Below are 11,838 nucleotides of genomic sequence, written 5' to 3' on the forward strand. Positions count from 1 at the left end.
AACGGGGTGGGCTCGCATCCTCTCCCGGGTGAACGGGAACGCGGACCGCCAGCCCTCCCCGCACGATCGTCTCAGCTCAGCTGTTCGGCCAGTCCGACGATGATGCCCTCCGGGCCGCGGACGTAGCAGAGCAGGTAGCTGTCCTCGAACCGGGCGATCTCGCCGAGGAGTTCGCCGCCGTGGGGGCGCAGGCGGGCGACGGTGTCCTCGATGTCGTCGACGGCGAACATGACGCGGTGCGTGCCCACGATGTTGTGCGGCCGGTCGCGCGGCCCTGCGGCGCTCGCCGCGGGACTGTGGTACTTGGCCAGTTCGAGCCGGCTGTGACCGTCCGGGGTCCGGAGCATCGCGATGCCGCAGCGGACGCCGTCGAGTCCGGTGCACCGGTCCGCGAACTGGCCCTGGACCTCCCCACCGCCCTCCAGTTCCATCCCCAGTTCCACGAAGTACGCGATCGCGGCCTCCAGGTCCTCGACGACGATGCCGACGTTGTCCATCCGCTGAATCGCCATGCCGGTGTCTCCTCTTCCTCGCGCGGCCGGTGATGACCGCTGATGTCCCTGGGACGGAGCCGGCGCCGTGTTCTCGACACGCGCAGACCGCCGCACCACGAAAGATTCTGGATCATGCCCCGGGAGGTGGATCAGCGGCCGCGGCGAACCGCCGCGCCGTAGGCGTCGCTCCGGCCGAGCACCGTCGGCGGACCGGTGGGCGCGGCCCACACCTGGACCAGGTACCACTCGGTCACCTCGTCCGGCGCGAGATCGAACGCGGTGTCACGGCCCTTGGCGTGGACGCGCAGACGGTAGTCGCCCGGGCCCGCGAACGACAGAACGGGCAACTCGTCGTCCAGGTCGTCCATCAGCCCGCGGACCATGAGGTCTCCCGAGGCCGAGTGCGCGGAAACCTCCACGCACTCCTGCCAGTCGTCGTCGTCCGCCGCAGGCTCGCTCTCGTGGAGCGTGACGACGACGTCGACGCAGCCGGTGTGGATGCCGGTCAGGACCGTGAGGACGCCGTCGGTGACCTGCACCAGTCCGTTGTGCTCGGCTTCCAGGCGGGGGCCGGTCGGCCCGTCCTCGTCGCTGATGGCGAACTGGTGGTACTGGACGGGGACGAGCCCACGGGCCCGTCCCACGCATTCGCCCATTTCATGATCCCCAGATGCCACGGTGCGGGATCGTTCGATCCGTATCCCTCTGCATGTCCGCATGCCTCGTCTCTTCTCGCTCCCGGGCTGCGAGCGCCTTGGCCAGCGTCTTCTCCCGGTACGGGTTCGACGTGTCGAGGGCCTTCGCCACCTCCACGGCCTCGTCCAACAGCGCCAGCCGCCGCTCCGGCAGGTCCCGAACCGCGGGCGACGCGCTCACCTCCACCAGGACGTACGCCAGCTTCGATCCGTAGGTCTCCGGTTCGACCTGCGTCAGGAGGCGGTAGATCCACAGCCCCTCCGTGCCGCGCACCACCCGCCGGTTGGCGCTCAGCAGCCTGACTCGCGCCAGCACGACCATGTCCTGATCCATCGATCCCCCTTGTCCCGCCACCCCCCGGCCGGTGCACGTCACACGGCGAGACGGCACGGCGAACGCGCCGGCGGCCGCGGGAACGGCTGCGGGCACGGTGGCCGGTGAGTGGATGACGACGAGTCTGGCGTGCGGTACGGGCGGTCACAAGGCCGGACGGGCGTGCGCTGCGTCCTACCGAAACCGCCTGCGAACAGGCATGATGGACCTGACACTCACTCAAGCCCCCGTGCCACGCGCCCTGCTGGGCCGTCCGCGGGCACGAGGAGCCCCACTCGCGGCGCACGCCGTCGCCACCTGCTGGAAGACCTCAAAACGAGGGTGTGCGGGCGACGTTGCGGGAAGAATGGTCGCCATGACGTACGAAGGCTCCTCCATCGACCCGACCAAGCCCAGCATCGCCCGCGTCTACGACTATCTGCTCGGCGGCAAGGACAACTACGCCGTGGACCGAGAGATCGGCGACGTGTTCAAGCGCGACCTGCCCGGTTCGGTGTCCATCGCCTTCGCCAACCGCGCGGCCCTGACCCGGGCGGTCACGGAGATCGCGAGGACCACGGGCATCCGGCAGTTCATAGACCTGGGCAGCGGCCTGCCGACCGCGGACAACGTCCACCAGGTCGCGCAGCGGCACGCTCCCGAGTCCCGGGTCGTCTACGTCGACACCGATCTCCAGGTGCTCGTCCACGGCCGCGCGCTGCTGGAGAACAACGACCGGACCCGGGTCGTCGCGGTCGACGTCCGCGATCCGGAAGGCGTCCGCACGCACCCGGACACGCGCGAACTCATCGACTTCACCCGCCCGGTCGCCGTCATCCTCAGCGCCATCCTCCACCACGTCAACGACGACGAGGACCCGGCCGGCATCGTCCGCTACTGGCGCGACCATGTTCCGTCCGGCAGCTACTTCTTCATCAGTCACTTCCGCTCCGGCAACAACCCGGAGACGGAGGAGGCCGAGAAGGTCCTCCAGCAGACGTTCGGCCGTGGCCGGTGGCGCACGGACGCGGAGATCGCGTCCCTGCTGGACGGCCTGGAGATCCTCGACCCCGGGATCGTGCCCGCGTCCCTGTGGCGTCCCGAGGAGACCGACAACCCGTGGAGCCGCGGCGGCGAACGGGAGCTCACGGTCTGGGAACACCTCATCGCCGCCGGACTGGCCCGCAAGGCGTAGAGACGGTGACCGCCGGGTGGCGGGCCGTCCCTCCGACGCGGACGGCGCCACCCGGCGTCCGGGGGCGGGGCGACGTGCGGTCGGCTGTGGCGCCGGCGGGATGCGAACCCGCGGACGGATGGGAGCAGGTCCGACCCGTCTCCGTCAGTCGCCGTAGGAGGGACCTCGCCCACGGCGATCGCAACGGGTCGCTCCGCCACGGCACCGCAGCCTGCGGGAACGCGCGCTCCCACTCCGGCTCAGCGTAGACACGGCCTTCCCCGGCCGACGCACGCATTTTCGCGGGCGCGACGCCCGGCGTTCTGCCCCCGGGAGGAGCTTCGCTCGAGGTTCGGGTGCGGAGAGCCGGACGGGGCTGCGGTATGCGGGGGAGACCTGGCGTCGCCCGATGCTCGTCCGCGCGGCGGTGGGGCGTTCGACGACCGCTCCCCGCAACCCGGTTGAGCGCCGGTGACGCGCGGGGATCGCCGACGGCCTCGGCGGTACGCGGCAGGCGCCCTCAGCCGTACGCCGCCGTGTCCCACTCCCGGCCCAGGGAGGTTCCCACCAGCCAGGACCGGTCCGTCAGCCGGATGTCGAGCACGGCGGACGGGACCCGGTCGGGGTCCTGCCAGAACGCGCCCCAGGCCTCCATGAAGGCGGTCTGCCAGGCGGTGGCGTCGGCCGGGTCGAGGCCGCGTGCGCCCAGTTCGGCCTCGATGCCCCGCCGGGCCGCGCCCTCGTCGAACGGCAGCCGGTGCCGGGCCGTGAGCGAGACCTTCGCGATCACCCGGTCCGCGTAGGCGGCGAGGGCGACCGGGTCCCAGTACGCTCCGGGCCCCGCCTCGCGGTCCAGCCGTTCGGGGTCGGTGTCGGCGAGCAGCCGCATCGCGAAGGCCGCCGACGCGGACGGCTCTCCCGCGTCGGGATGGATGGCCGACAAGGTCAGCTCGACGGTGTCGTCGCTCACCCGCGTGACGCGCACCCGCCACAGACTCGCCAACGAAGGCTCCCTTGCTCGTCGTTGCCGCCGCCCCTCCTGTACGGGCGGCGACCGGGGTCAGGTGGTGATTCTGCCGGTGGCGAGCAGATTGGCCAGGGTGGCCAGCTGCGTGTCGCTGTTGATGCGCTCCGAGAACGTGACGGCGCCGCGCTGCGGGCCGCGTCCGCCCTGCCGGGTCGGCCGGAAGGGCATCTGCCCGAACGTGTGGATCACGGACTCGGCGGCCCCCAGGGCGCCCGCCTGGTGCACCAGCTGCTGGTACTCCGCGTTGCGGGCGCCGCCCGCACCGATCGACTGGAGGAAGACGACGTCGTCCGCGTCCCACCTGCGGTTCCCGGTGACCTGGACCAGGTCCGCCAGGGTCATGGTGGCGGCGGCCAGCGCCTGGCCGAAGTAGGTCGGCTGAGGGTCCACGAAGGCGAACGGGAGCCCGGCGGCCAGGACCTGCCAGCCACCGGCCGCGGGGTCGTAGCGCTTCAGGTTGATCGTGAGGGACCGGACGAAGTACGGGGCGTAGGACTGCTGGTACTGCGAGGTCTGGGCGTTGGCCGTCGCGTAGTCCACGTCGACCCCGAAGTAGACGTACTGGCGCGGAGCGTTCGCCGCCAGCAGGGCGTTCGCCGTCGCCACGGTGTTCAGTTCCCTCTTCAGCACGCTCTCGATGCTGGCCTCGTACCGGCTGTTGTCGCGCTTGGAGGCGGGCACCAGGTTGTTCGCCGTACCGGGGCCGCCCGCCTGCATGTTGATGAGGTGGAAGCGGATCCAGAAGTTCGTGAGACCGAGCTGGCGGATGTAGGGGTAGCCGGTGGGGTCGACGGCCGGGGGCGAACCGATCAGCGAACCGTCGCTGATCATCTCGATGGACGTCGTCCGGCCCGCGGAGTCCACGACGGGGTACATGAACGAGCTCTGCGGGACCGCGTTCGTGTTGTAGGCGACGCGCTGGACCGCCCGCCCGCGGCCGTGAGCCTCGCTCGTCCGCCCTCCGTCCGAGGACGACGCCGCTCTCCCGTCGTCGTCGGCACTGCGCTGCACGGGGACGGGACCCGACATCACCCGGGTGGCGTTGGCCTCGGCGGCCCGCTCGAAGGCGTCGCCGGGGTCGCTCACCCGCAGCCCGTCGCCCGTGTCGGTACCCGCGACCGGACCGCTCCGCTGCTGGATGACGTGCGTCAGCTCATGGGCCAGGGTGTGCCGGTCGCCGCCGCCGTCGCCGATGACCACGTGGCTGCCGGAGGTGTAGGCCCGCGCCCCCATCTGCGCGGCCGAGCGGCGAGCGGCGCTGTCGTCGTGCAGACGGACGTCGCCGAAGTCGGCCCCGAGCCGGGCCTCCATCTCCTGTCTCAGGGGGGCGTCCATGGGACGGCCGCCGCTGCGCAGCACCGAGTCGACCTCGGGGGCACGCTGCACGGGCGTGGCCTGCGCGTGTGAGCAGCCAGGACCGTGTTCGTGCCGTTCGTCCGCGACGAGCTGGGCCAGCGCCTCGTTGCCCACCGTGCGCTGGAGGACGGTCAGGGCGGCGGGTGACATCCCGCCGACGCGGCCCAGGGCCGCGGCGGTGTGCGCGGCGGCCGACCGGGCAGCCGCCGGACGCCGGTCCCGCGCCTGCTGCGAGCCCTGAGCCTGCGTGTCCTGCTCCCGCGCCCGCATCGCTGCTCTCCCTCAACCTCGGCCGTGCACAGTCCCCACCACGCTCCCGGCCGCCGATCACGTACACCAGGGCCGCACGGGCAGACTCGGGGGCAGCATGCCGGCGCGGCGCGCGGCCCGGGGAGCCCCGCCACGTGGCGCGGGAGGCGGGCGTGCCGCGTGGCGTCGCCCCGACGACCGCCTCACCTCAGGTGAGCTTGAAGAACAGGGTGTCCTGGGTGTACCAGTCGATGTTCTTCGTGGCGTACTCCCACTCCTTGTGCTCCTCCTCGAGCTTTTCGGCCAGCTCCTGCACGTCGTACGTGAAGTCGGCGGCCATCTCGTCCAGCACGGCGCGATAGGCCTCGGCGGCAGGCTTGGCCTTGGCGAGCGGAAGGTGACCGATGGCGGGGTAGCCGTCGATCGACCCCGGGACGAACGGGAAGCCGTCGGGCAGCCCGCCGTAGAGGTAGCCATGAGGCAGCAGGTCGTCCGGCACGCCGAGGCGTCGCATCTCGTCGTCGACGAGGCCGAAGAAGGTCGAGGGCTTCGCGTAGGTGCCCAGGTGCATGGGGTCGGAGGCGTTGTGGTCGATGACGTGCTGCACAGCGCAGTGGTAGGCGTTGCCCGCGCACTGCGCGTCCGAGTCCATGCGCCCGGCGATGAGGTGCTCGAGCGCGTCGGGGACGGACAGGCCCCAGTCGACGCCCTGACGGTCGAGGTCGTCCTGGGTGTTCCGCGCGGCCTTGCGCATCCCGTCGAGACGCCGCAGCTGATCCGCGCTCAGATTGCCGTGACCGCCCAGAAAGGCCAGGACGTCCGCCTTGTCCGCGGTGGAGTACGCGATGTTGTGACTCATGATCGCCATCATGCCGAACAGCACTGACAACCCGCCGCCGCCAACCCCCGCCTCCTGACTGTCCGTAGGGCGCGCGGACTGGGGGACCACCTCGTCGGCCGGCAGACGCACTCGCGCTCGACTCCCTCGTGCCGGCCGGACCGACCTCATGTCGGCCACATGGCGGCGACCAACGGACCCCCAGCCGGCCTTGGACGCGGGGCCTCGCCTTGACCAGGTGGTTCGCGTGACTGAGAGTGTGGCCTGACTGATCGATGGGGCGGGGACATGACACATGAGGAATACGCCGCCCACTGCGAGGAACTCTTCGCCGTGGGCGGATTCACGAAGGTCCGATCGGTGGCCGAATCCGGTCTCCGGGAGCTCGGACCTGATCCGGTGCTGTATCGGTGGCTCGGCCGCGCACACGCCGCGGAGGACGAGGACGACCACGACGCCGAGGCCGAGAAGGCCTACGAGGCCGGCCTCGCCCAGTGGCCCGAGGACCTCGGACTCCTCGTCTCCTATCGGGAACTGTGCCTGCGGGCCGACGCGTGGACCTATCCGGGACGCAGCGCCCGGGCGGGACTGCTCAAGGAGCGGATCGCCGTGCTGGCTCCCGCGGGATCGCCCGAGGCGGCACGCGTGGAGCACGCCCTCGGCCGGGCCGGACGAGGATACTGGCAGGACCTACGGGAGAACACCGCCACCGCGCTGGCCGAGCGCGCCGTGATCGCATCCCACAGCGCCGATGTGGCCGATGCGCTGGAGCGGGGCGGCCAGGATCCCGCCCATCCCGAGGACCTGCGGGCCGCCGAGGTGGCGGCGGCACTGGAGCTGCTGGCAGGTCCGTGGCGGGCCCCGCTCCGGCTCCTGGTCCGTTACCGGGTGGCGGCATACGTCGCCACCTTCGTGCTGGTCCTCGTCACCAACAAGGCGCTGGTGCTGAGCGGGACGGTTTCCTTCAGCGTGTGGGGCTGGTTCTGGTACGTGCCCCTGCTGCTGGCCGACGCCCGACTCAAGCAGGCCCGGCTGCTGGCCCGGCAGCGGGTCATCACCGCGATGGAAGCTCGGCACGCTGCAACCGCCGCCGCGACCGCCGCCGCGGGCCGGTAGCGCTTCGTCAGGTTCGGAGGTACGGGTGCGGGTCCGAAGGCCTGTGGAAGGGCGGGCCGACTGCCGAGCGTTCGCGGACCTGCCACCGGAGGCCGGGGAAGGCCGGAGGCTGCCACACGAGGCTCACACCGCGGTACCGGTCGTGCTCTGTTCGTTCCTCGGAGCGGGTGCGGGGCCGGGGCAGGCGGCGTCCGTGACCGCCCTCGCGCCCAGCCCTGCACCTGCCCCCGCACCCGATTCTTCCGATGCGTCGGGTGTGCCGAGTGCGTCGAGGGCTGTCAGGGCTTCGGTCGCCTCGGCCTGGCGGGGGCTTCTCATGGCGGCGAGGGTGTCGCGGGCGGTGAGGAGGGTCCGGCGGGCCTCCGGGTGTCCTGTGGCGCCGAGTACCCGGCCCAGGTCGAGCCGGGCGGGACCGGACCAGGCCGGCATCTGTGCGGCCTCGAAGGCGGCGAGTGCCTGCCGCAGGGGCGCCTCGGCCTCGTGCCAGCGTTCCAGCGCCGCGAGGTCGTTGCCGATCTGCTGCCGGGCGACGGCGTAGTACAGGGCGATGACCTCGTCCGTGCGGCCGGGAACTCCCGCGTGGCAGATCCGCTCGCTGCGGCGGTGGATGTCGAGCGCCTCCGCCGCCCGGCCGCTCTGGCGCAGGAGGGTGCCGAGGCTGTTGAGGATGGTCAGCTCGGCGAGCCGGGCCTGTGGGGACTCCTGCGGGGCGAGGCAGCGGGCCGCCTCGCGCAGCCGCTCTTCGGCCTCTCGCGTGCGGCCCAGCCGGTGCAGCGCGCCGGCGCCGTAGCCGAGCGCCCAGCCCTGCTGGAGCCCGTCCGCGCACTCGCGCGCGGCCGCCAGCGCGCCGTCGGCGGCGGTGAGGGCGGCGCGGGGGTCGTGCACGCAGAGGTTGTGGGCCCAGGCGAGGTAGTTGAGGTGTACGGCTTCCTCCTGCCGGCTGCCCAGTCGGCGGGCGGCGTCGGAGGAGCGCTGGAAGACCTCCACCCACAGCTCCCAGTGCTGGTTGAGGTCGGAGAACCAGTGCATGGCCTCGGCGGTGTCCAGGACCTGCCGGTCGCGGCCCCCGTCGTGGGCCCGGCGCAGCGCGGCGAGCCACTGGGCCCGCTCGGACTCCAGCCAGGCCCGTGCCCGCTCCCGGCCCGTGGGCGCCCGGTCGGGGTCGGGGTCGCTCTGGGGCGCGGTGCGTTCGTGATCGACGTCGAAGTGCAGGGCGGCGGCGGTGGCCCGGCGCAGCATCCAGTCGGCGGTGCGGTCGAGGACGGCGTCGCGGACGTCGGGGCCGTCCTCGCTCTCCACCTGTTCGGCGGCGTACAGCCTGAGCAGGTCGTGGAAGTGGTACCGCTCGGCGTCGGGATCGCTCTGGAGCAGACCGGCATCGGTCAGTTCCTCGGCGCACGCGCTCGCCTCGTCATGGGTGAGGCCGGCCAGCAGAGCGGCGGTCTCGGGGCCGAACTCCCCTCCGGCGGCCAGCGCGGCGCGCCGGAGCAAGGTCCGCGAGTCGGGGGCCAGTTGCCGGTAGGAGAGGGCGAACGCGGCCCGCACCTGGAGGTTTCCGGCCTGGAGGCCGTCAAGTCTGCGGTTCTCGGCGGCCAGTCGGGCGACCAGTTTGGCGAGGCGTTCATGCGGTCGGCTCAGGAGCCGCTGGCCGGCGATCCGCACGGCCAGCGGCAGGTGCCCGCACAGGTCGGCGAGGTCGCGGGCGGCCTGGGCCTCGGCCCGCACCCGGTCCGGGCCGACGATGCGGGTGAGGAGTTCGACGGCCTCCTCGCGGCGCAGCAGGGCCAGGTCGGTGCGGTGGACGGACTCCAGGCCGGCCAGGGCGTGGCGGCTGGTGACGATCGTCAGCGAGGGGCCGGTTCCCGGCAGCAGCGGGGCGACCTGGGACTCGTCGGCGGCGTTGTCCAGCAGCAGGAGCAGGCGTCGCTCGCGGGCCAGGGACCGCCACAGGCCGGCGCGGTCGTCGGCGCCGGGCGGGATCGCCGCGTCGGCGACCCCCACGGCGCTCAGGAGCCGGGCCAGCGCGTCTCGCGGGGTGGTCGGTTCGGGGTCCATGCCGTGCAAGTCGAGGGCGAACCGGCCGTCGGGGAAGTGCGGGGCGAGCCGGTGCGCGGCGTGGACCGCGAACGCGGTCTTGCCGAGGCCGGGTTGCCCGGTGACGACGGTGACGGCAGCCGGGTCGGGACCGGCCTGCCGCGCCAGTTCCAGCAGCCGGGCCAGGGCGGGCCCGCGCGCGGTGAAGTCGCGGACGTCGCGCGGCAGGGCCAGGGCGCCGGAGCCTGTGGGGTGCGTCGTCGCACGAGGGCGCGGGCGTCCGGCGGCGGCGGACTTCTCCAGGCTCGCCGCCTCGGCGTCGTCCAGTGTCAGCGCTTCGGCCAGTGCCTGCACGGTGAGGCGCTGCGGCCCACGGGTGCGTCCGCGTTCCATGTCGGCCAGCGCTCTGACGCTCACTCCGGCCGCCTGCGACAGCGCCTCCTGGCTGTATCCGGCGCGGGTCCGCAGATCCCGCAACCGCTGCCCGAAGTCCCCCGTGGAAGGCGTGCCGACGCGCACCGTCTATGACCCCTGTCGTCCGGCTCGTCCGGATGAGAGCCCCCGGCAGAAGTATGGCCGACGGTATTTCCGCCGGGAGAACCGCCTGGGCCGGCGGCGCCGGGAGTGATCGACTGAGGACGAACGCGGCGGCCGTCCACCCTCGGCCCACGCCACCCACCACATCACGGCACCACGACACCGGCCGACGGCACCGAGCCGCGGCCCCGCACCGCTCACGGGGAACGTTTCATGAACACCGCACGTCACCACTCCGCCCTGCTCGCCCTCGCCGGCACGGCCCTCGCCCTGTCCCTGACCGCATGCCAGGAAGGCTCCGGCGTCGACTCCTCGTCCGCGGCGACCCCCGCGGCCACGGTCGCCTCGTCCTCGAAGGGGGCCGGGGCGACGGCCGCCACCGGCGCGGACGCCTCCGACGCCGCGGGCTCGGCCGGCTCGACGGGCTCGAAGGGGTCGGCGGGCTCCAAGGGTTCGACGGGCTCCGCCGGTTCGGCCGGTTCGGCCGGGGGGAACAGCGGGCAGGCGGCCGCCTCCACTCCCGTGTGCACCGCGCGGGACATCCGCGTCACCGCCGCCGCGCAGGACGGTACGCCCACCACCCACATCGTCCTGACCGCGAAGAACACCACCGGGCACTCCTGCCGGCTGACGGGCTTCCCGCACGTGCAGTTCCTGGAGAGCCACAAGCAGGACGTGCCGGCCGTCGCCAAGAGCAGGCCGGCCGCACCGGTCGTGCTGGCGGCGGGCGCCCCGGCCTACGCGCTGGTGAAGCTGTCGGACGGCGGGGTCGACGAGGACAACGAGCCCGTGTCGGCGTTCTCCGTGACGCTGGAGGGCGACGACTCCACCGTCATCGCCGTCACGGCACCCGGCGGCGAGGGCATCGCCGTCGATCCGGCGAAGGCCCTCACCGGCTACTGGACCCCGGAACTGCGCAACGGCGCGGACGACTTCTGAGGTTCCTCTGCCCCCCGGCCGCGACGATCCGGGCACCTCTGACGTGCCCGGGTGAAGGCGGCCGACAGCTCGACACCGCCGCCGTCGACCACCTGGTCGGCGGCGGCCGGTCGTGCTGCCAGGGGCCCGTGCCGCCGGGAAGCGGTCCTGTCGGAGTCGGGAGCGCCCTTCCAGCGGGCTGGCTTCGGTCGGCAGAACCCAGCACAATGCCTGTCGACAGTACTGCCCACGGGAAGGGAGGGGTGTGTCGTGGCCGGCATCTCGTATCTGCGGTTCGTCGCCCTCGGAGACAGTCAGACCGAAGGCCTGGGCGACGGTGACGACGTCGCGGGCCTGCGCGGGTGGGCCGACCGCCTCGCCGAGCACCTCGCGGCGCACAGTCCCGGTCTGCAGTACGCGAACCTGGCGGTGCGGGGCAAGCGCGCCGCCCAGGTGCGTGCCGATCAGCTCGCGCCGGCGCTCGCCCTGCGCCCCGACGTGGCCACCGTCGTCGCCGGAGTCAACGACGTCCTGCGGCCGCGGTTCGACGCGGACGAGGTGGCCGCCCACCTGGAGGCCATGTTCGCCGCGCTCACGGCGCAGGGGGCCCGCGTCGCGACGCTCACGTTCCCCGTCCGCCTCCAGGCGCTCGCCCGACCCCTGGGCTCCCGCGTCGTCGGCCTCAACCAGCGCATACGCGAGGCGGCGGGACGGCACGGCGTGGCGGTCGCGGAGGGCGCGCACCATCCGGTCATCACCGACCCGCGCCTGTGGAGCCCGGACCGGCTCCATGCCAGCCCCGTCGGTCACCAGCGCATCGCGGCCGCCGTCGCCCACGCGCTCGAGCTCCCCGGCAGCGACGACTCGTGGACCCGTCCACTGGAGCCGGCGGCGCCGGCCCCCGGCGGCCTGCGCACGGCCGCGGACGAGCTGCGCTGGGCCACCTCCTTCCTCGGTCCGTGGCTGGTGCGGCGCCTGCGCGGACGGTCGTCCGGTGACGGCCGCACGGCGAAGCGGCCACAGCTGCTTCCGGTGCCGACACCCCCGCCCGGCGACCCGGCCGACCGGTCCACGGTCGGCGCCACCC

11 protein-coding genes are annotated in these 11,838 nt (G+C 73.1%); 4 read left to right on the forward strand and 7 right to left on the reverse strand.

Annotated features, from left to right (window positions below):
* Positions 1-71: 71 nt before the first annotated feature.
* From KMS84_RS03200 to KMS84_RS03210, 3 genes are all read right to left on the reverse strand, one after another.
* Positions 72-512, reverse strand: a complete 441-nt coding sequence (locus tag KMS84_RS03200) for a VOC family protein (RefSeq protein ID WP_256914462.1) — start codon at positions 510-512, stop codon at positions 72-74.
* Positions 513-643: 131 nt separating this feature from the next.
* A complete protein-coding gene (locus tag KMS84_RS03205) occupies positions 644-1,150 on the reverse strand; it encodes a hypothetical protein (RefSeq protein WP_256914463.1) in 507 nt (168 codons plus the stop codon).
* A 1-nt stretch (position 1,151) separates the two neighbouring features.
* Positions 1,152-1,523 carry a hypothetical protein gene (locus KMS84_RS03210; RefSeq protein ID WP_256914464.1) on the reverse strand — a complete coding sequence of 124 codons (372 nt, stop codon included), beginning with the start codon at positions 1,521-1,523 and terminating at the stop codon, positions 1,152-1,154.
* A gap of 346 nt (positions 1,524-1,869) precedes the next feature.
* Here KMS84_RS03210 and KMS84_RS03215 point away from each other — a divergent pair, with 346 nt between their 5' ends.
* Positions 1,870-2,697 carry an SAM-dependent methyltransferase gene (locus KMS84_RS03215; RefSeq protein WP_256914465.1) on the forward strand — a complete coding sequence of 276 codons (828 nt, stop codon included), beginning with the start codon at positions 1,870-1,872 and terminating at the stop codon, positions 2,695-2,697.
* A gap of 499 nt (positions 2,698-3,196) precedes the next feature.
* Here KMS84_RS03215 and KMS84_RS03220 read toward each other — a convergent pair whose 3' ends face one another.
* The 3 genes from KMS84_RS03220 to KMS84_RS03230 form a co-directional block, all read right to left on the reverse strand.
* A complete protein-coding gene (locus KMS84_RS03220) occupies positions 3,197-3,679 on the reverse strand; it encodes a hypothetical protein (protein ID WP_256914466.1) in 483 nt (160 codons plus the stop codon).
* 57 nt (positions 3,680-3,736) lie between these two features.
* A complete protein-coding gene (locus KMS84_RS03225; RefSeq protein ID WP_438818893.1) occupies positions 3,737-5,329 on the reverse strand; it encodes an eCIS core domain-containing protein in 1,593 nt (530 codons plus the stop codon).
* Positions 5,330-5,516: 187 nt separating this feature from the next.
* Positions 5,517-6,167 carry a DUF7691 family protein gene (locus tag KMS84_RS03230; protein WP_256914467.1) on the reverse strand — a complete coding sequence of 217 codons (651 nt, stop codon included), beginning with the start codon at positions 6,165-6,167 and terminating at the stop codon, positions 5,517-5,519.
* 267 nt (positions 6,168-6,434) lie between these two features.
* Here KMS84_RS03230 and KMS84_RS03235 point away from each other — a divergent pair, with 267 nt between their 5' ends.
* Positions 6,435-7,262 (forward strand): hypothetical protein, encoded by an 828-nt coding sequence (locus tag KMS84_RS03235; protein ID WP_256914468.1) that lies wholly within the window; start codon positions 6,435-6,437, stop codon positions 7,260-7,262.
* A gap of 123 nt (positions 7,263-7,385) precedes the next feature.
* Here KMS84_RS03235 and KMS84_RS03240 read toward each other — a convergent pair whose 3' ends face one another.
* Complete coding sequence (locus KMS84_RS03240; protein WP_256914469.1) at positions 7,386-9,815, reverse strand: ATP-binding protein; 2,430 nt, start codon at positions 9,813-9,815, stop codon at positions 7,386-7,388.
* A 231-nt stretch (positions 9,816-10,046) separates the two neighbouring features.
* Between KMS84_RS03240 and KMS84_RS03245 the strand changes: the two genes are divergently transcribed.
* Positions 10,047-10,772 (forward strand): DUF4232 domain-containing protein, encoded by a 726-nt coding sequence (locus tag KMS84_RS03245; protein ID WP_256914470.1) that lies wholly within the window; start codon positions 10,047-10,049, stop codon positions 10,770-10,772.
* Between the two features lie 249 nt (positions 10,773-11,021).
* Positions 11,022-11,838, forward strand: an 817-nt coding sequence (locus tag KMS84_RS03250) for an SGNH/GDSL hydrolase family protein (protein ID WP_256914471.1), incomplete at its 3' end; no start/stop codon positions are given.

Source organism: Streptomyces hilarionis, from assembly GCF_024539675.1.
In the GTDB taxonomy this organism is placed as follows: domain Bacteria; phylum Actinomycetota; class Actinomycetes; order Streptomycetales; family Streptomycetaceae; genus Streptomyces; species Streptomyces hilarionis.